Raw genomic sequence first — 19,707 nt, forward strand, 5'->3', positions numbered from 1 at the left:
AGACGCCAGTGAATCTGAAAATCATTGAAGTTGTGGTGTTGCTGTTTGCGGGTGTTGTTTTTGTTGCTTGGCAATTCCGCGATTTGCGACGCGCTAAAGAAATCACACGACTCAAACGTGAAGCAGAAAAACAGCAAGCCATGCAACACATTGACAAATCTGACGAGGCGCTCTCGGCAACTTCCTCTCAAAGAGAGCGCCAATGACGCCAACCCTCAAGGTCATTCACTTGGTATGCGCATGCTTGTTTTTAGGCAATGTGATTGTGAGTGGCGTCTGGGCCTTGTTGGCTGAACGCACGCGCAATCACGCCATCATTCAATTTAGCAACAAGATGGTCCTCATCACAGATGTCATGTTCACCTTGGTTGGGGCAGTGGGTGTGGTTTGGACGGGTCACGGCATGGCCGTGAACTTTGGTGGGGGTGCCAGCCACCCATGGATTCAATGGTCGTATTGGTTGCTCACATTTTCGGGCTTGATTTGGTTGTTTGTATTGGTACCCATTCAGCTCAAACAGCGCGCTTTGCTAAAACAGTATTCAGAGATTACGGAAGAATATTGGCGCCTGTCACGTATTTGGAAAATTGCTGGTGCCATTTCTACGGTACTGCCTTTGCCGATTGTGTATTTCATGGTTACCAAAACGGTTTGACAGACTTCACCGTTCGCCATCACCAGCACGCATGACGCCTTCAAAATCCACACTCACCGACCGCGTGGTGCTGATCACTGGCGCCGCTTCTGGCATTGGCGCTGCCACAGCGCTTGAGCTTGTGGCACAAGGCGGCATTCCTGTGTTGGTGGACTGCGATGCAGAACCCCTTGAGCAAATGGCGCAACGTTGTGGTCCACAAACACTTTACTGGGTGGCAGATGTCACGCAACTGCAAACCATGCAAGAGGTGGTGGACAAAACCATCAGCAAGCTGGGACGCATTGACATTGTGTTTGCCAACGCAGGCGTGGCTGCGTTTGGCCCTGTGGCTTACATTGACCCTGAGGCATGGAGGCGTTGCATCGAGGTCAATGTGTTGGGTGTTTTCAACACCATTCGGGCTGCCTTGCCAGCCATCATGCAGCAGCGTGGCTATGTCCTCATTAACGCGTCGTCATCGTCGTTTGCGCATCCACCTGTGATGTCTGCTTATGCAGCCAGCAAATCTGCAGTCGAGGCCATGGGCAATTCATTGCGCATTGAAATGGCGGCCCATGGCGTGGGGGTAGGGGTGGTGCATGCAGGCTGGGTGCGCACACCATTGGTCACAGAAGGTGCCTTGCACCCTGGCTTTGTCAGGTTGCGCGCCACCATGCCTGGCCCCATGAACAGCGAAACTTCGCCAGAAGAAACGGCACGCGTCATTGTGCAGGGCATGCTGCAGCGTAAGCGCAGAATTTGGGTGCCAGCTTGGTTGAAAATTTTGTTTGCTTTAAGGGCCTTGCTCCACATGCCTTTTGCTGAGCGTGAATTGCTTCGCGCTGCGCCTGAGATAGAAAAAATTTACCTTGAGGGTTTGGAAGCAGAGGGCGCTTTAGCCTCTAGCTTTGGGCCAAGAGAACGCGAGCGCACCTTGGCCAGAGCACGTCAGCAAGATTGAGCAAAACACTTCAAATAAGAGCGCTTCATCTAGGCTCGCCGCGGCATACGCCAAGGTAACATGAATTGCACAGGCAGTGACACCAAGCGCGGTATGTCCAAAGACTCGTGCACTGCCGTGACGTTTTCACCCAGCAGTTGGGTGCGCAGCAAAGAGCGAACATAAAACGGCGTGTCCTCTAAAGTACTGATCACTTCTGGCGCCTGATTCAATTCACTGCACATGCCCCGCGCCAACAACCATCCCGAAGAAGGCAAGCGGTATCGTGCGGGTGCATCAAATGGTGTGTAACTGCCATCTGGTGAAAAGCGTTGGGCCACAACGCGGCCTGGCCCTTGCTTGGGACGCACGTCATACACCACGCTGGTATCGCCATTGGCCATTTCTGCCCGTGCCCAATCCCAATCTTGAAAGCCATTCTCAACGGGCTCGTCCCCTTCATTCGAGTCCATATAAGCATGGCCCCGCCAGCTGAAATGAGGATTTTCCATGTCAACTTCGACTCTCGAGCAGGGCGCAATAGGCCCCCAGCGATGCAAGCCAGCATGGTCTAGATGTGTGACAAAGTTGCAAAGTCCTTCGGGCCTTACCGTCACTCGGCCTCGAACTCGCATGGGAATAGGAACATTGATTTCATCAATGTCAATGGTGAGGGCCTGACCATCCCAGCGCAAACTGCTGGGGCCAATTTGGTAATGATGAGCGCTGCGTGAAACATGCGATCGGCCGCGCTCTGTCATGGTCCAACGCTTACCACCCTTGCCATACAAAGCCATATTCAAAGCGCAATGGTTTTCTGGATCGGCAGTACCCCCTTGGCGATTTCGAGCCCAAGCGTAATAAGGTGAAAACACACTGCCTACAAAGGCAATGATGGAGAGTCCGTATTGGCCGTCGTCGCTCAGCGCATCGACATACCACCAGAGATAACCACCCGGCGGGACAACTTGGTCAAACCGAGGTCCGCCATGAGGGTCGCGGCCGCCAAACGTCCCGACATGGCGGCCATCGGCACGCCCGGCCCCGGGTGCACGCTGCCCCCCGCTGTGTAAAGGCCCGGCACTTTGCTGCGCGATGAGGGGCGAGCGAAGGCCGACATCCATCCGTGTGTTGCTTGGCCATACAGAGCGCCCCCACTGCCCGGAAACAGACGGGCAAAGTCCTGCGGTAGCGTGCGCACCACTTGCTGTGGCGAGGCCTTGATCTCTAGGCCACAGCGACGCATCAGCGCCAAACTGCTCGATTCGCATGCTTTTATCTCCGATGAATTGAAGGAATAGGTGTCACCGTCAGCAGGCGCATTGACAAGGCACAACAGTCTTTCCAGACCAGCGTGAGCCAATCCGTCGTCGCTTCGATCTTGGGCGCAAACATAAACAGTGCCTTGCTCAGGGAGCCTTCGTTTTTGGAAGATATCATCAAACTCACGCTTGTAATTTTGATTGAAAAATACGTTGTGTCGCACCAATGGAAAACCACTCGATTGTGCGTGCATTGACATCGTGAATGCAGACAAAGACCGCTGGTGTGCGGAAACTTCTTGAAAGCTTGGGCGCACTGCTGGGCCAAGAAGGCCTTGCGACAAAGCTGCCACATCACCATTGAAAATCACATGATCGGCTTCGATGGTTTCGCCAGATTGAAGTTGCACGCCACTTACTCGGCCAGTCTGTGTCAGTATGCGCTCACACGCATTTCCATAGCGCGGTTTCACGCCCCATTTTTCACCCAACTGTGCTAAGGCTTTGGCCACTTCAAACATGCCGCCCGAGACAGACCACACGCCATCCAATTCCACTTGGGCCACCAGCATCAAGGTGGCAGGTGCCGACCAAGGTGAAGCGCCGCAGTAAGTGGCATAGCGGCCAAACAATTGTTGCAAGCGGGCATCGTGAAAGTGTCTGCCCAAGCTGCGCCACAAACTGGCAAAAGGACCCAAGCCAGTGAGAGTGGCCATGCCTTGAAATCCGAGGTCGCCCACCATGCTCAAAAGATCGGGTCGTTCGCTTCTGATGTAGGGCTTCTCAAGCGTGTCGTAAAGACTGCGCGCTTCCTTGCAGAAACCCAAAAACCGTTTGGCTTCTTGCGGACTGCTGAACGCCGCAATGGCATCTGCAGTGCGTGCGGTGTCTGACAACAAATCGAGTGTCTGCGGGCTGCCATCCCATGCATGCCGCGCCAGTACCCCGATATTTTCAAGTTTCAAAATATCGGACAGAGAAGTGCCCATCTCTTGCAACATTTGATCCAACACCCAGCGCATGGTGAAAACGGTAGGGCCCGAGTCAACGCCCACACCATCTACTTGAACTTGGCGAATTTTTCCGCCAGGTGTGGCTGCGCTTTCTACCAGCGTGACATCCAAACCGCGATGCGCTAAAACCAGAGCACTTACCAAACCGCCAATGCCCGCACCAACCACCACCACACGAGGCGTGCTCGTAGCACTATGCATAGACCTTGCCTTGCCACTGCCCCTGAACTTGCAAAGGTACAAATCGAGCAAACATGGATTCTGAGAAGTAGTCGTTTTCTGCAGCTGCCTGAATGGCTTCTAAGTGTGCGCCAGAACGCGCATAGGCGTTCATGTCTGACACACTGTCCCAAATGCTGAAAGTAGCTTGCCTTACAAAAGGTGCTTCACCCAAGCCAACGGCCAATTGGCACCCTTTGGCATCGGCCAATGCGTTTTGAGAGGGCGGTGCATGCTTCCAAAATGCAGGCGCTTTGGCCAGCTTGATGGAGGCACGGGTAAGTGCCGCCACAGGGCCTCTGATGGGCTGTGCTGCACAAACGTTCAATGATTGGCCATCCCAGCTGCCGCGACATGACCAAGTTTTGAGGAGCGCACAACAAAACTCATCGGAGCGTTCTTGGTAAGTTTGGATCACACTGGAGCTTGCGATAAACGCTTGTGCTGATGCCAAAGAATCAAACAATCCAAACAAGCCTTGGCGCGAGGGGCTGGGACGAAGACCAAAACCGCCTTCATAACCACTGCCCAAGACTTTTGAAAATAGCAGTCCGGGGATGTCTTGCAAAGCTTGAGGCCCTTTGACAATGCGAGTCCAACCCCACAAGCGCGAGCTTGGCGCAATATCCGCCAACAACAGCACGACCACTTGGTCGTTTTCAACTGTTGTAGGCTGCGTAGACATCACTGAATCTCCAAATAAAAAAAGGCCTGAACCGCATCGGGTGCAGGCCTTGTGAGTCTCAGGGTTTATGGTTTTGCGATGGCTTGAAGTTCTGGGAAATCTTTGGCCATTTTGGCGCCATAAAGTGGCTTGTAAGCACCTTGGTGGCAAGTGCTGCAATTGACCTTGGCCACATCACCTTTGGGTCCCAAGCGATTGGCCGGGAACTTGTCGGTGAGCGGTGTCATGTACTCGTTGTTCAAGTCACGAGCCATCCGAATGCCGTGCCAAGCAGTCACACGTTGCGGCCTTGACTCTTCCCAAGATGCAAAGTTGCGCGTGTTGTGGCAATACGTGCAGTTAACACCCAAAGACTCAGACATGTGCACCATGAGCGAATAAGTGAATTCAGTTTGCTTGGTCGATGCGCGGTTGGCATGAGCGCCGGCACCGGTCATGGCTGTATCGCTGTTCACACGAATTGGCAGTGCATTCATGAGGTAAGGCGAGAACGGATCAGAGGGCAAAGACGATAAACCGGCTGCTTTGGTCGCCATGTTTTGTCCCGCCAAATCGCCTAACAAGCTGTTTGCATATTTGCGATCTTTGGGCGCTGTCCAAACTTCTGTTGGGATGTTGTTGCCACGGTGGCAGGTGTAGCAGGTCACGCCTGTATCGGCCACGTGCGCCTTGTAGTCTTGATTGACTTTTTGTGTCATCTCAATCATGCGACGCGCAACCACCTTGGTGTACTTCTCGTCATCGGCAAAATTTTGAACATTGTGGCAATAAGCGCAACCTGCTTCAGGCGCAACCCATTGGGTAATGGCGGCCATGTGGCGGTTGAACTGACCTACGCTCAAATCGCCCAAAACTTGAACGTTTTTGTAGATGTCCTTGGCCTTGGGGCCCTCTGCGTCAGCCGGATCTGCTGCTGCAGGTGCAACGTTCAATGAAGCCTCCTTGGCAAGTGTCCGAGGATTGTAGATTTGCTCCATGCCGGTACCACGGTAACCCGTTTGAACCGTTTCAATGGGAGGCCGTTCACAACCCGCCAGCATCACAGCTGCCATCAGGCAAAGTGCAGTTTTTAAAATAATTTTCATGGTTTCACTCCCAGAATAGCTGGATCGACCACAACGGGACTGCCCAAAGGATAAGCAGGCACAACATGGTGTTTGACAGACCAGAGGTACCAGTTGTCAACGACGGTTCCTGTGAGCAAGATACCGATACCGCCAACCAAGGGGCACAACACTGCGAACCACCAGGCCCAGCGGTGAATGGATTCCATCGTGGCATTGAAGCCCATGGTCCAGCGCCAGAACAAGGCAGCACGTTCAGACGCTGTACCGCGATCTACAATTTGTTCAATCTCACGCTCGCCGCCATAACGTCCAACGGCCAAGATGGTGGCGCCGTGCATTGCAAACAACAGCGCAGAGCCATACAAGAACACAATGGACAGTGCATGGAACGGGTTGTAGAACAAGTTGCCATAGCGCAGCGAGAGTGCTGACACCCAATCCAAGTGCGGGAAGATTCCAAACGGAACCGCCTCAGACCAGCTACCCATCATGATGGGGCGGAAGAAGCCGCAAACCAAGTAAAGCCAAATGGCTGCTGCAAAGGCCCAAGCCACATGCGTGCCCAAGCCGAGTTGTCTGGCTCGTCTGTAGGTGCGAGCCCACCACAACATGATTGAGATTGTTAGCAAGAAGCCCACAATGAGCCACCAACCGCCTTCAGCCAGCGGTGGAATGCCAAGGCCATATGCAGGCGGTGGCGGCTCCAGTGCCAGCCAGAACAATTGACGAATCAGTTGAATGGGATTCCAGTCAACCGAGGCCAACATGTTGAAGCCAATGATGTTGAACGCCGCGATGCCGAAAATCAAGGACGCTACACCGAGCGAGCCAAGATAGACGGGACCGATTTGGGCGTTGCCAATGCGACCAAAGAGGTGCACCAGGAAGGGTTCTCCCGTGCGCTTGTCGTCGCCGCGAGGTAAGTCAACGCCATGGTGCACAGGCCCCACGGGCTGCACCGAGGTGAAAAGATTTTGGTATTCGGCCATTTCGATTTCCTCTCTTTAATTAGGTGCGCCAGATGGGCATGTTGAGCCACCAGCTCCACCATTCAGGCCAAGCGCCAGTCCAGAACGGGCCGCTCACCACAATACAAACAATACCGAACCAAACACCGGCCAGTGCCAAGAACAGGCCTAAACGGTGAATGCCTAAAGTGCCGACGGAGTAACCAATGAGGTCACGGAAGAAGGTGTCTTCATGTTCTGGTGACTTCACGACTTCTCCCTTACCAGGGTTGGTGGCTGACAACACCAATCCGCCGTGCATAGACAGTGCGAGCGTGGCCGCAAAGAACAAGCTGGCGGCAATCATGTGCCAAGGGTTGTAGTGAAAGTGCAAGTACTGATAAGCCGTGTTGCTCACCCAGTCAAGGTGGCTGTAGATGCCATAGGGGAACGCGTGACCCCAAGCACCCATGAGCACGGGGCGAACCACTTGCAAACTGACATAAGCAAGAATCGCCATACCGAATGCCACAGGCACATGCAAGCCCATGCCTAGCTTGCGAGCAATTTCAACTTCACGCAGGGCCCAAGATACAAACGCGCCAATGGCACAGACTGTGATCAGTTGCCAAAGGCCGCCTTCCATCATGGGTGCCAAGCGCAAACCATAAGAGAGGTCAGGGGGTGCAATGTTAATTTGCCAAATATTCCATGTAGGGCCCATTGCTGCGCCCCACAAAATCAAGGTTGTACCCGTGAGGACAAAAAACATCGTCGTGATTCCAAAGAATCCGACATAAAAAGGACCGACCCAAAAATCAAACAGGTCGCCCCCAAAAAGTGTGCCGCCGCGTACGCGGTATTGGCGTTCAAAACTCAGCATGGACATAGTTGCATCCTCCGACCGATTGACTGTTTGTGAGGTCTTGTAGGCTTGAAATTAAAAACAAAAGGACAGACGCATCGTTCAAATGAATTGAGCGAGGTGCGTCTGTCGACATAAAGACCAGTGGTCCTTATTTTTGCGGCAAAGCCGCATTTTGTGGCTGTGCTTTCGCCGCTGCGGCCTTGGCCGTATCGGGATGCCAGCTGTTGATGTTGTATCGATCGCCGCTGATTTGAATCAGGTGAATCGATGTTGAAATAAAGGCAATCAACAGTCCAGTGAGAACAATTGCCTTGCGGGGGTCTATTACACGCCACATGCGCCACATAGTAATTTCCTTTCTTAACTCAATTGAGAAATAACGGTATAGACAGAAGACTTCACGCCGTCCAAAGTGCTCGTTGAACCCTCTGCACCAGGAAGCCAGCTACGCCAGTCGAGGACCAGCAACTGTCCCGCCACAGCGAGAACCATAAACACTAGAAATAACAAAACAAAAGTAATTCCATAACCATCGAAATGGTCATGAGCTTGAACCGTTGTCATGCGATCGTTCGGGTGGGTCATATTTATCTCCGTTGAATGGTTTTTTTAGAACCAGGGACGCCAGATCCATACCAAGCTGTGGGCGAAGAAAGCTCCCGCAGCCCACAACAGGTAACCCTGTATGAAGTACTGGTGAAACTCTTGGGCTTCTTCGTCTGTCAGCCCTGAAGGGTTAGCTGCATCAGTCATAGTTAGTGCCTCTCTCAAAATGCCTTTCGGCGACTCCCTGAATCCTTTCGAATTCAGGATGAACTGTTGTGGCTTTGACACCGCAACAGGTGGACTCTCGGACTAGCCGAGAGATTGGACGACTCAGCGAAATCAAGTGCACACCTTTCATGCATGTGCTCCTTCATTCGCTTTACCGAACAATTCTGTGAATCTTTCTGCCTCTACATGAGAGCGGCCAGTTTCTCGTGCATCTCGCTCTGCTTGATCGCGCATTCTTTTTGCCGCCGAGATTCGAACCAACACGGGTTGCTGTTCAAGCAAAGCATCCAATCTGTCTTGTGCCTCAGGTTCCCACGGCACGGTGGTATTGGGTGCCGAGCGACCCAAGGTGCCTTCAATCTTGTCCATCTCGGTACCCAAGGGCAGGATATGGAAGAGGGCATCGAAAAGGCCGTTGCAAAATTCTTGAATGATGTAAGTGGCGCCGGCATAACCCATAAAAGGCGTACCGGTATGGCGCCGAATGATGGGCAATGGAAAGCTGGCAGGAATGAAGCTGGTTTTCATCATGCCGCCGCCACCGCACTCTGCCAAATAGATGCGCTCGTTGTAACTGCCGTACAAAATGAGCGGTGTTTTTTCTGTGACCAGTTTTCGTACTTCTTCATTGTCTGTTTTAGCACCTGCAATGCGTGAGATGGCAAAGTTGCAGGGCAGGCCCATTTCGTCTTCTAAGAAATGGCGAATACCGCGGGTGTAGGTTTCGTTGGCCACCACGCCAAAGTTGGCAGTGCCAAAAAAGTCTTGCGTCACAGAGCGCCACAAGTCCCAAATGGGTTTGATGGTGCTGTGTTTTTCTCTTTCGATGAAGGGCTCGGGATCGAGGCCGAGCAGTTCGCCCAAAGAGCGCAAAAATTTGGTGGTGCTGTGCAAGCCAATGGGTGCTTGCAAATAGGGGCGCTCTAAGGCTTCGCAAAGCATGCGGCCAAATTCGCGGTACATGCAAATATTCACATCTGCTTCGACCAAGCGTGACACATCTGCCAAATGGGATCCCAATGGGAAAACCATATTGACGTCGGCGCCAATGCCTTGCACCAAGCGGCGAATTTCAGCCAAGTCGCTGGGTGAGTTGAAAGTGCCGTAGCTGGGGCCAATGATATTGACGCGAGGACGCTCGCCCTCTTTGCGCTCACGCTTGGGCACATGCTTCATGCCGTACTGTTGCCACAGCCAGTACATGGCGCGGTTGGCACATTGCCACTGATCTTCGTCAATGGTGCGCGGTAAAAAACGCTGCAGGTTGGTGCCCTCGGGCGTGACGCCGCCACCAATCATTTCTGCAATGGAGCCTGTGACCACCACGGAGGGCAGGTCGGGGTTGAGCATGGCATGCGCACGGCGCATAGCGCCCTCAGTGCCTTCGCGGCCCAATTGTTCTTCTGCCAAACCTGTGACCACAATGGGCAACTCATGCGGGGGCAGTGCATCGGTGTAATGCAAAACCGAAGTGACAGGCAAGTTTTCGCAGCCCACAGGGCCGTCAATGACAACTTGCAAGCCTTTGATGGCGGTGAACACATACACCGCTCCCCAATAGCCGCCTGCACGATCGTGGTCAAGAACTAGCATCAGATCATGGCCTCCGCTTTGCGTTTTTTGGCTTGCTTCTCGAGTTGTCTGCGCGTTTCAGCTTCAAACTCAGGACGGTTTTGGGGCACGCCATGTGAGGCTTCCCAAACGCCTGCTGCATGACCAGAGCCAGTGCTGCCAAAGAAGGCTTTCATTTCATCAAAGCGCGTCTTGTTGGCAATGGCGTTATTGATCACTTGCGCCAATGAGCCTGCACCGGCAGGACCCATGAGGGGGCGTGCAGAGATGAGGTTGGTGAAATACAAGCTTGGAATGCTGAGCTCTTTGGCCGCTTGAACCACGGGTGTGGTGCCAATGGTGAGGTCGGGCTTCCATTCGTGCATGGCTGCCAGATCTTGTTCTAGCGATGCGCGGTATTGAACATGCACGCCATGGGCCTCAAGCCATTCGCAATCTGGTGCGCTCCAAGGAGTGCGAGGGCAGGCGGTGCCAACGTAGCGCAAATCGGCGCCACTCTCCACCAACAAACGCGCCACCAACAACTCAGAGCCTTCATAGCCACTGAGGGTAATGCGGCCCTTGATGGGTGACTTGGCCAAGCCGCCTTTGATGGCGCCCAGCATGATGTTTTTCACCATGTCAATTTTGGCTTGCGGCACATTGGCTGCATTGCCAATGGCTTGCAACCAGGCTTCTGTGCCGTCATGGCCGACCGGGGCTGAACCCACAATAGGACGACCTGCCGCTTCAAACTCCCGAATGCTGGCAGTGTAAAACGGATGAATGGCCGCCACTGCTGTGCAATCGAGTGCTGCATAAAGTTCGCGCCACTCGCGTGTGGGTACCACAGGACCTGCTGCCAAGCCCATGGGCTCGAGCATGCGGCCAATGATGATGGGGTCGGCGGGGAACATCTCACCAATCATGGTGATGGTGGGTTTGTCGGAGCGGCCTGTGCGAGGTGCTTGAACAGGGCCTGCCAAAATTTCTTCGCGCGCATATTTCAGCATGGCGCCAGCCAACACATCTTTGGCCTCTGCGTGAGTGGGTACGCCGAAACCTGGCACATCGATGCCAATGATGCGAACGCCGTTGATCTCTTTGGGCAGCAATTGCAATGGCACGCCACTGGCTGTGGGAACGCACAAATTGATGATCACAATGGCGTCGTATTTTTCGGGATCGGCTTGGTCGTAAACAGACTCGCGAATGTCCTCGAACAACTTGCCAGTAACCAGTGACTCAGAGTTGAAAGGCACGTAGCCCACACTGCGGCGAGCGCCATAAAAATGCGATGTGAAAGTCAAGCCATACACACAGCATGCGGAGCCCGACAAAATGGTGGCGGTGCGGCGCATGCGCAGGCCAACGCGCAATGAACCAAACGCAGGGCACATGCTTTGCGGTTGATCGTGTGGGCCTGCTTTGGGATCGACAGGATAGTCTTTGGCATATTGCGCCAACACTTCAGACTTGCCTGAGGCCTTGGCGGCAGCCAGCATTTTTTCACCACCCGAGTGACAGCCCATGCCATCACCCTCGATGGTGGTGCTCATGCCCGCAGGTGCTTCTGAGGCTGGGACGATGGGAATCGTTTTGCTCATGGTGTCAGACTTCGTCGTACACAACTTCGAGGGTGGGCTTGCTGGTGTCAGTCTTGCCGCACATGTCAAATTGGGTTGCAGGCTCGAGCACCACATCGCGTCCAACGGCTGAAGCTGCAAACAAGCCCAGCAACTGGTCTTGTGTCATGGGGTTGGGGCGAATGGGCACCGAAGTGGCCACATTGGCAGCCAACTCGGCAAACATGGGGCCCCAAACAGAGTCGGGGCGGCCAATGATTTCGTAGCTGGCGCTCTTTCTGCGAATGTCTTCGTTGGCAGGAATGGTGGACAGCACAGGGATGCCCACCTTGGTGGCAAAGTTGGCGGCTTCACCGGTGCCGTCATCACGGTTAATGACCATGCCAGCCACACCCACGTTGCCGCCTAATTTGCGGAAGTACTCAACTGCTGAGCACACGTTGTTGGCCACATAAAGTGATTGCAAATCGTTGCTGGCCACCACAATGACTTTTTGGCACATGTCGCGGGCAATGGGCAAACCAAAGCCACCGCAGACCACGTCGCCTAAGAAGTCGAGCAGCACATAGTCAAAGCCCCACTCATGGAAACCGAGTTTTTCAAGCAATTCAAAACCGTGGATGATGCCGCGACCACCGCAGCCGCGTCCCACTTCTGGACCGCCCAATTCCATGGCGTAAACACCGTCGCGCTTGAAGCAAACGTCGCCAATGGCAACAGCTTCACCAGCAAGTTTTTTCTTCGATGAGGTTTCAATGATGGTGGGGCAAGCGCGGCCACCAAACAACAAGCTGGTGGTGTCACTTTTTGGGTCGCAGCCAATGAGCAAGACTTTTTTACCTTGCTGCGCCATCATGTAGCTGAGGTTGGCCAGCGTGAAGCTTTTGCCAATGCCACCCTTGCCATAGATGGCAATGATTTGAGTTTCTTTGGTGACCTCAGAGGTGGCCACAGGTGCGGGTTCAATGGCCGCTTCAGTGCGCAAAATGTCGCGCATGAAATTCACGGGTGCTACAGAAGGAATCGAACTCGAGCTCATACTACTTGTCTCCAATCAAGAACCATCTTTAAACAATCGGCATCGCCAAAGGCGGTGCGATATGCAGCGTTTGCTTGTGTTGCATCTTGGTGATGCGTGATCAAGCCATCTAGGGACAAACGACCATTGCCAGCCAATGCAATGACGGCGGCCAGGTCGGGGGGTGACCACTGCGCAGCCACACGAATGCGTGCTTCACGCATGAAGGCTGGTGGAAAAACAAATGAAAGTGGTGTGTCGTAGAAACCAGCCAGCACCACTTCACCACCTGGGGCCAAGCGGCCAATGAGTTCATCCAGAAGTGAACTGACGCCGCTCACATCACAAATGCATTTGTAGTTTTTGCGAGTGTCTGTGCTAGGGTCAATGACCTCGTAGCCCACACCACCTGTGCGGCGCGTGGGGTTGGTTTCCCAAACCACGGGATGGGCACCAGCCAGCACAGCAAGTCTGGCAATCATGCGGCCCAATACACCGTGACCCACAATCAAATCGGGTTGTTGCGTGCCGGGTGCGCTGTGAGCGTGATATGCAGTGGCTGCCAATGCAAACAAAACACCTTGCTCCGCCAACGTTTCTTCAATGGGCAATGCACGTGCAGAAGGCACCACCAATTTGGAGGCAGAGCCACCAAATAAATTCTTAGCGTCTTGGAAGCATTGAGAGCCAGGAATGTAAACCCGTGTGCCCACTTTCAAGGTAGCTTGATCGCCAGCATCGACCACGCGGCCGACCGTTTCATAACCAGGCACCAAAGGGTAGCCCATGCCAGGAAACGAGGGCATGGTGCCCTCCCAGAGAAGCCGTTCTGTACCCGTGCTAATGCCACTGAATTCGACCTCTACTTTGACGTCTGCCGCACCCATTTCGGGCAATGACAAAGCTGTCAAAGCCAATGACTTGGGCTGCTGGAAAACGATAGCGGTGGACTGCATGACTGTATATTTACTCTTACAATGATCTGTGTCAACAAATATTTACAAATAAAACGATTTATTAGTGTAAACCCTGAGATTTTCGCCCCACCAAGATTTGCGTTTGCAAAGGCATTGGGTTAGGCACAAGCTCCAAATTCGAGAATCCAGCCTCTTTCATCATGGCCATCAATTCACGGGGTGTGCGCAACCTGCCAGCGCCCATGGCAAGCAGGTAAAAATGAAAATACGCATCGCCTTGAGGGGTCTCGTCAGGCTCTTGGGCCATGGGTTCTGCCAGCAGCAAAGTACCGCCAATAGGCAGTGCCTCGTAAATGGCACGCAGGGCTGTTTTGACATCTGCGTCGGGGTGGTCGTGTGCCACACGGATGAGGGTGACCAAGTCGGCGCCACGTGGCAGAGAATCCTCTAAGAAACTACCGGGGTTGGCCGTTGCGCGGTCGGCAATGCCTTGACGTTCAAAGTTGGCTTTGGCAAGAGCTGCCACTTCAGGCAGGTCAAACAAGTGCAACTTCAAATGCTTGGCGTGTTGTGCCAAGCGGCCTACGAAAGTACCTTGTCCACCACCTACATCGAGTACGCAGCGGTGCTCATCAAACGAGTAGCTGGCAAAAATTTCATCCACCACAAAAGGCTGTGAGGCAGACATGAGGTTTGAATAGCGAGCAAATTTTTCTGCTTGCGCTGCGTTGGTGGCTTCGCGTTGAGCGTTTTGCTCTTCAATGGTGTAGGGCCAGTATTGAGACATAGCGCCAGGCTGATCGGTGCCCTTCAACATGGCCACAGGGTCTTGCATGTCTTGGTACAGCACGGCGTGATGTTCAATCATGGCGCGAATGCCAACATGGCCTGCTACGGGTGCACCCAAAGCACCCAAGCCGTAGCGGCCTTCGCTGCGCAAATCGAGCAAGCGCAAGGCCAGCGCCGATTGCAGCAAGCGCTGCAAGCTCGCCACTGGCAAGTTGGTGAGTTGCGCCAATTCTTCGAGTGAGCGAGGACGTTCGGCCACTGTTTCTAAGATGCGCAAACGAACGCAAGCCAGCAGCACTTGCGAGTAAACAAAACCCGCCATGAGATCAAACACCTGACGTGCACGACGCTGAGTGATCCATCGAGTGAGAGGATTGGAGACGCTCCAGCGGTACAAGGAGGTGCTGGTCATCATGCGATCCCAGACCGCGGCCAGCGAATCTCGCCAAGGTGTTTTTCGACCTACGCGCTGCGCTGAAGAGGCTAGATCTAGCGTTTTCATGTGTGCGTCCTGTGCTGGGTCACACTCAGTGTGAAACACCTTGGTTGGCGCCAGCGCGATATGCCATACAAGCTGCACGCGGCACCAAACGCTCAGACTGCTGCATCACCAAGTCGCGCATCGACTGAGCATTGGGGCCTTCTGGAATGGAATCGGAGGCCGCTTGAATGAGCGATTCAAAATGCGTAATAGCACCTGAAAGCCCGAGGTTGGCAATGGCGTTGGGTCTGTCGTGCTGTGCGTCTTGCCCAACGGGTTTGCCCAACAAATCGGCTTGACCCATCACGTCGCGAATGTCATCGGCCACTTGGTAAGCCTCGCCCAAACAATCGCCCAGAGCCTGCCATTGCTTGGGGTCTGCACCTGCGCTCAATGCACCTGCGCTGGTGGCCGCTACAAACAGCGCACCTGTTTTGGCACGCTGGTATTGCATGAGAGACACACGAGACTCAGATTCCCAAGCTTGGCCCGCCACGATGCCCGCTGGCATGCCCACACAGGAGGCCAAGATCTGGATCAGAGCTGGTAAGCGAAGCGGCGATTGGGTAGCTGCTGTGGCCAAGGTTTGAAAGGCCAACACGATCAGTGCGTCGCCAGTTAAGACGGCCAAGGGTTCGCCATAAGCGTAGTGCACGGAAGCACGGCCACGTCGTGTTTGCGCATCGTCAAAACAAGGCAAGTCGTCGTGAACCAATGAGGCGCAGTGCATGAGCTCAATGGACACCGCCACAGCTTCGCTCAGGCGGGGATCGTCCATGCCACAAGCCTGTGCAACTGCCAAAGCCAACTGCGGCCGAACGCGAGCGCCGCCTGGAAACACGGCATGGCGTACTGCGCCAGCCAATTTGGGAGGGCAATTGGGGTCATCGGCAGACGCCAAGGCCATGGCCAAACATTGCTCGATTTTCGTAATTGCCTTCATGGGCTTGTCTCCATTGAATGTTGAAGCCATTCGCCAGGTGACAATTAAAGTTGTCAATTGGATATGTCAACAAATATAGACACATGAAGGGTGTCTGTCAACCGTAATTGCCTAGGTTGAGCAAATTAAATTCAAGGTGCGCTGGAAGGTTGCCCCATGGGCCAAATCACGTTGGCAACCCATTCGGCTTGCTCTTCATGAGCCAAGTGCCCCAGGTTAGGGAGGGAAATGATGTCCTGTGTTCGCAGGTGTGTCAGTGTTTCAGCCACGCGATAGGCGACTGACGGCGGCACAATCAAATCTTGTGAGCCGACGATCAAAGAAATGGGATCTTGCAGCTCGCGAAGCCGTTCCCAAAAGGTGTGCAAATCCCAGTGCGCCATCATGGAAAGCGCTGCTTGAGCGTGTGAAGGATTGCTCATCAAGGTTTTGTAGAGCCTTGATCCTTCGTCATCCAGCTTGGAGCCCGTGCCCTCCAAAAGCTTGTGCAAAACAGAAGGACGCGCCGCTTGCCATGCAAACAACTCAGGAACCCACGGCGCCTTGGTTAGCACTTTGGCCAAGGGCGAAAAAAATTGCCCAGCAACTCCGTCCAGAGGCAACAAAGCGCCATTCAATGAGACCAATCGGTTTGGCTGAAGGTGGCCATTGAGTGTCAGCATGCAGGCCACGGCGGCGCCGGCAGAGTGTCCCACCACAATGTTGGGCTTGATTTGCATGTGTTCCAACAATTCAGCCACACCTGCCGCCATGCCCGAAATTGAAAACAAAGTGGCAACGTCCCTGTCCTGAGGCATTGAGGTAAAACCATGGCCCGGAAAATCGATGGCGATCACGGTGTAGTTGTCACTCAACAAGGGAATCAAGTGACGCCAAGAATGGGTCGAGGCGCCTGTGCCGTGCAGCAACAGAATGCTTGCGGCTTGCGGCTTGGGGTGCTGAGCCCATTGCACATGCCAGCGAAGCTTGCTGGTTTCAATGAAGCTTGAAAGATGACGCAAAGGCCATTGGCGGCCATCTGTGTCCCAATCTAATGCTTGTCGTTGGCTCACATTGAACTTTGTTTCAAGCCCTGCCAGCCACAGCACGAACGGCTTGGTTCAAAGTATTGGCGCCGGCGTAGGGCAAGGCTAAATACTGCGCACCCATGGCTTGCGCTAAATTTTGGGCGGCCTCTTGCGCTTGAGGTGAGGTGTCCACCAGCAAGGTGCTAAAGCCTTTTAGGCGCATTTCTGTAGCCGCTGTCAATGCATCTGTTGCAGCTTGCGCGCGACCTGGCCGTCCATCGCGTGCAATATTGCCTTTGCCATCAGTGAGCAAAACCACAATGGGCGTTTCTCCTTTTTTGCGCAACTGCTCAGCCAACAACATCGATGCTTCAATGGCATGGGCCAGTGGTGTGCCACCGCCACCTGGCAAACCAGCCAAGCTTCTTTTGGCACGCGCCAAAGAGCGAGTGGGCGGCAAAATCAATTCCGCTGTTTGACCTCTGAATGCCAGCACCGCCACACTGTCGCGCCTTACATAGCAGTCGGCCAGCAACAACTCAACGGCACCCTTGGCTTCAGCCAAACGGTTGAGTGCAGACGAGCCTGACGCATCAACCACAAAAACCGTGGTGGTCTGACCAGATTGGCGAAATCGCGTGACATGGAAGTCTTCTTTGCGCACCACGATGCGTTGTCTCTGGCCCTCAGCAGTGGCCTGTTGCCTTTGCCGTATTTTTTGCCACGGCGCAGCAGCCCTCAGTGTTTCAAGCACATTGATGCGTTGGCCTGCGCGCGGCTCGCCTTTGCGTGCACCGAAAGGCCTGCCGCGCAATGCGTTTTTTTGCAGTGCACCTGCGCTGCCAGAGGTGGGTGTTTTGGCGCGTTGCAATTGGCCAATTTTCAAACTGGCCAAGAGCCCCGCTGGCATGGCAGCTTGGGCTGCTTCGAGCACCAATTCAACCAAGTTATCGGGTAAGTTATCGGGCAAGTTATTTTCTTCGTTAGAAGCGTCTTCGGGGTCGTCTTTCGTGTCGTCTTTCTTGTCATTTTGATCCTGATTTTCAGTATCAGACTTGTCAGACGGCGGCTCAGGCTCTGGCGGTGGAGTCTCCGAGTTTTCAGTGGCTTCAGGTGTTTCCTCAGTCTGATCTTCTTGAGCTGTTGGCGGTGGCAGCCGAGTTGCGCGAGGCGCAAGAACCAATCGCGCCGCCACGCCAATATGTTCTTCCTCTACGCTTGGACTACCCGCTAGCGCAGCGGCGACACGCGCAACTCGCACGGCAAACACACTGGCCCTGAGAGAGTCTATGCCCAACGCCAATGCAGCGGCGCAAAGGGCCTGCACCGCTTCGTCGTCTATCTTCACGTGTGACAAACGTTGCCGCGCACTCAGCACTTCTTCGGCGGTCCATTCAGGTCCTTCTTCGTTTTCCTCATGCGCGTTCATGAGCAAACGAAATGCCAGACGATCGGCTAGTCCGGCAGGCATTTGTTCGTCATCGCTCGAACCTTCATCGAGAGCCACCAAACCTATGTTGGCCTTGGCTGAAGTGTCTAAGCCATCTCTTTGCAAAGCCACCATGCCTGTATCGAGCACACTGCCAAAACGCGCTGCTGCAGACAAGCTCATGCGCTCTGCCATGGCCAAGACCAACACGCCACCATCGGCTTGTGCCAACAAACCTCGAAGGGCGATGGGTTTTCCTGCTTGCAGCGTTGCACCCAGATCAAGCCCGCCCAGCAGGGCTGTGTCATTGATGTTCAGAGGCACGCGCCGAAGGGGTGTTTGCGCTGGCAAGAGATTTTTTAAAAGCGCTAGCCATTGGTCGCGGTTTTCGCAGGCAGGCGAGCGAAGCGCCACACCCCCCAAACCCACGGGGTCGACTGCAAAAAGTGCAGCGATGGTTGCGGCGTCGCCTTGCATGGGGGGTATGGACTTGCTTAGCTGGTGTATTGTTGGCTCAGGGTTTTGGTGCCGTGAGCTCGGCCAGCGCTCTTTCAACGCGGCTTGAAGAGCCAGAGTCATCGAGGGGGTTGCGGCGCAGGCGATGTCGAAGGGCAGAGGCGGCAACTCGGACCAGGTGCTTCTGCCCAACTTTGCCAGCGCCTTGCAAAGCGGCTTCAGCCCGCGCAGCGCGAACCAAGGTCAAATCACCGCGCAAACCATCGGTGCCCAAACGCATGCACAGCTGAGCGGCAAATTCGCGGGCCTCATCTGGAATGGCCACATCTGCCAATCGTTTGCGGGCAGCCACAATACTGCGCCTCACGCGGTCGTCTTCTTTTTTCCACTGTTCGGTAAAGGCTTGTGGGTTTTGCTCGAAAGCGTCTCGGCGCTTCACCACTTCCACTCGCTGTGCAAGTGTGTCGGGTGTTTTGACTTCTACTGACAAACCAAAGCGGTCTAACAACTGAGGTCTTAATTCGCCTTCCTCTGGATTGCCGCTGCCAATCAAAACGAATCGAGCAGGGTGTCGCACGCTCAGTCCTTCCCGTTCCACTACGTTTTCGCCTGAGGCCGCCACATCAATTAGGAGGTCAACCAAATGGTCTTCCAGCAAATTGACCTCATCGATGTACAAATAACCCCGATTGGCGCGCGCTAAAAGACCAGGTTCAAACGCTTTCACGCCTTGCGACAGGGCGCGTTCCAGATCGAGGGCGCCCACCACCCGGTCTTCAGTAGCACCCAGTGGTAAATCAACCACAGGTACCGAGACCAAATGGCTATTTTTTGAGACATTGCCAGCTTTGCTGACCGTTGCGGCCTTTGTAACGCAATCTGGACATCTGGCATTTTCAGGGTCGCAGCCATAAGGGCAGCCCACCACAGCGCGCATTTTGGGCAGCAAGGCCGCCAGGGCCCGAACAGCAGTTGACTTGCCAGTGCCGCGATCACCAAAGACCAAAACTCCCCCGATACTGGGGTCGATGGCCGTCAGCACGATGGCCATTTTCATGTCGTCCTGGCCCACAATGGCTGAGAAAGGAAAGGTCAAAGGCATGTGAATCACAATCGAA

Annotated in this window: 21 protein-coding genes; 3 read left to right on the top strand and 18 right to left on the bottom strand. The window is 54.2% G+C overall.

The annotated features are described in order from the left end of the window. Nucleotides 1-8: 8 nt before the first annotated feature. Genes B9Z32_RS14085 through B9Z32_RS04920 form a run of 3 tightly spaced genes read left to right on the top strand, consistent with a single transcriptional unit; the run spans nt 9 to nt 1,598 of the window. Nucleotides 9-206 (top strand): hypothetical protein, encoded by a 198-nt coding sequence (locus B9Z32_RS14085; RefSeq protein ID WP_146179451.1) that lies wholly within the window; start codon nt 9-11, stop codon nt 204-206. Next, nucleotides 203-655: a DUF2269 family protein gene (locus B9Z32_RS04915; RefSeq protein ID WP_108420194.1), complete on the top strand. Its 453-nt coding sequence runs from the start codon at nt 203-205 to the stop codon at nt 653-655. Before B9Z32_RS14085 ends, B9Z32_RS04915 begins: the two co-directional genes overlap by 4 nt. Before the next feature lie 31 nt (nt 656-686). Further along, nucleotides 687-1,598: a short-chain dehydrogenase/reductase gene (locus B9Z32_RS04920; RefSeq protein WP_108420195.1), complete on the top strand. Its 912-nt coding sequence runs from the start codon at nt 687-689 to the stop codon at nt 1,596-1,598. Between the two features lie 29 nt (nt 1,599-1,627). Here B9Z32_RS04920 and B9Z32_RS04925 read toward each other — a convergent pair whose 3' ends face one another. From B9Z32_RS04925 to bchI, 18 genes are all read right to left on the bottom strand, one after another. After that, nucleotides 1,628-2,452: a carotenoid 1,2-hydratase gene (locus tag B9Z32_RS04925; RefSeq protein WP_233248082.1), complete on the bottom strand. Its 825-nt coding sequence runs from the start codon at nt 2,450-2,452 to the stop codon at nt 1,628-1,630. Between the two features lie 47 nt (nt 2,453-2,499). Next, on the bottom strand, nt 2,500-4,053 hold the full coding sequence (gene crtD, locus B9Z32_RS04930) for a 1-hydroxycarotenoid 3,4-desaturase CrtD (protein ID WP_108420196.1): 1,554 nt from the start codon (nt 4,051-4,053) through the stop codon (nt 2,500-2,502). Further along, nucleotides 4,046-4,756: a spheroidene monooxygenase gene (locus B9Z32_RS04935; RefSeq protein WP_108420197.1), complete on the bottom strand. Its 711-nt coding sequence runs from the start codon at nt 4,754-4,756 to the stop codon at nt 4,046-4,048. Before B9Z32_RS04935 ends, crtD begins: the two co-directional genes overlap by 8 nt. 65 nt (nt 4,757-4,821) lie before the next feature. Then, nucleotides 4,822-5,841 carry a photosynthetic reaction center cytochrome PufC gene (pufC, locus tag B9Z32_RS04940; RefSeq protein WP_108420198.1) on the bottom strand — a complete coding sequence of 340 codons (1,020 nt, stop codon included), beginning with the start codon at nt 5,839-5,841 and terminating at the stop codon, nt 4,822-4,824. After that, the gene (gene pufM / locus B9Z32_RS04945) at nt 5,838-6,812 is read right to left on the bottom strand and encodes a photosynthetic reaction center subunit M (protein ID WP_108420199.1); all 975 of its coding nucleotides are present in this window, start codon (nt 6,810-6,812) and stop codon (nt 5,838-5,840) included. The genes pufC and pufM overlap by 4 nt, the downstream gene beginning before the upstream one ends. A gap of 19 nt (nt 6,813-6,831) precedes the next feature. Beyond that, a complete protein-coding gene (gene pufL / locus B9Z32_RS04950; protein WP_108420200.1) occupies nt 6,832-7,659 on the bottom strand; it encodes a photosynthetic reaction center subunit L in 828 nt (275 codons plus the stop codon). Nucleotides 7,660-7,786: 127 nt separating this feature from the next. Beyond that, on the bottom strand, nt 7,787-7,984 hold the full coding sequence (locus tag B9Z32_RS04955; protein ID WP_108420201.1) for a light-harvesting protein: 198 nt from the start codon (nt 7,982-7,984) through the stop codon (nt 7,787-7,789). 14 nt (nt 7,985-7,998) lie between these two features. Next, nucleotides 7,999-8,223: a hypothetical protein gene (locus tag B9Z32_RS04960; RefSeq protein ID WP_233248084.1), complete on the bottom strand. Its 225-nt coding sequence runs from the start codon at nt 8,221-8,223 to the stop codon at nt 7,999-8,001. Nucleotides 8,224-8,247: 24 nt separating this feature from the next. Continuing rightward, nucleotides 8,248-8,391 carry a light-harvesting antenna LH1, beta subunit gene (pufB, locus tag B9Z32_RS04965; protein ID WP_108420202.1) on the bottom strand — a complete coding sequence of 48 codons (144 nt, stop codon included), beginning with the start codon at nt 8,389-8,391 and terminating at the stop codon, nt 8,248-8,250. A 147-nt stretch (nt 8,392-8,538) separates the two neighbouring features. Then, nucleotides 8,539-10,005 (bottom strand): chlorophyllide a reductase subunit Z, encoded by a 1,467-nt coding sequence (gene bchZ / locus B9Z32_RS04970; protein WP_108420203.1) that lies wholly within the window; start codon nt 10,003-10,005, stop codon nt 8,539-8,541. Further along, the gene (gene bchY / locus B9Z32_RS04975; protein WP_108420204.1) at nt 10,005-11,570 is read right to left on the bottom strand and encodes a chlorophyllide a reductase subunit Y; all 1,566 of its coding nucleotides are present in this window, start codon (nt 11,568-11,570) and stop codon (nt 10,005-10,007) included. Before bchY ends, bchZ begins: the two co-directional genes overlap by 1 nt. A 4-nt stretch (nt 11,571-11,574) precedes the next feature. Then, nucleotides 11,575-12,588, bottom strand: a complete 1,014-nt coding sequence (locus B9Z32_RS04980) for a chlorophyllide a reductase iron protein subunit X (RefSeq protein ID WP_199219943.1) — start codon at nt 12,586-12,588, stop codon at nt 11,575-11,577. After that, nucleotides 12,585-13,523, bottom strand: coding sequence for a chlorophyll synthesis pathway protein BchC (gene bchC / locus B9Z32_RS04985; RefSeq protein ID WP_108420205.1), 939 nt, complete (start codon nt 13,521-13,523; stop codon nt 12,585-12,587). Before bchC ends, B9Z32_RS04980 begins: the two co-directional genes overlap by 4 nt. A gap of 61 nt (nt 13,524-13,584) precedes the next feature. Then, nucleotides 13,585-14,775: a methyltransferase gene (locus tag B9Z32_RS04990; protein WP_108420206.1), complete on the bottom strand. Its 1,191-nt coding sequence runs from the start codon at nt 14,773-14,775 to the stop codon at nt 13,585-13,587. Nucleotides 14,776-14,800: 25 nt separating this feature from the next. Continuing rightward, a complete protein-coding gene (locus B9Z32_RS04995; RefSeq protein ID WP_108421007.1) occupies nt 14,801-15,697 on the bottom strand; it encodes a polyprenyl synthetase family protein in 897 nt (298 codons plus the stop codon). Between the two features lie 131 nt (nt 15,698-15,828). Further along, nucleotides 15,829-16,749: an alpha/beta fold hydrolase BchO gene (bchO, locus tag B9Z32_RS05000; protein ID WP_199219944.1), complete on the bottom strand. Its 921-nt coding sequence runs from the start codon at nt 16,747-16,749 to the stop codon at nt 15,829-15,831. Nucleotides 16,750-16,762: 13 nt separating this feature from the next. Next, entirely contained in the window at nt 16,763-18,610 is a 1,848-nt protein-coding gene (locus B9Z32_RS05005) for a magnesium chelatase subunit D (RefSeq protein ID WP_108420207.1), read from the bottom strand. A gap of 37 nt (nt 18,611-18,647) precedes the next feature. Further along, nucleotides 18,648-19,691, bottom strand: coding sequence for a magnesium chelatase ATPase subunit I (gene bchI / locus B9Z32_RS05010; protein ID WP_108420208.1), 1,044 nt, complete (start codon nt 19,689-19,691; stop codon nt 18,648-18,650). Nucleotides 19,692-19,707: the final 16 nt, after the last annotated feature.

This window comes from Limnohabitans sp. MMS-10A-178, from assembly GCF_003063375.1.
Taxonomy (GTDB): domain Bacteria; phylum Pseudomonadota; class Gammaproteobacteria; order Burkholderiales; family Burkholderiaceae_C; genus Limnohabitans_A.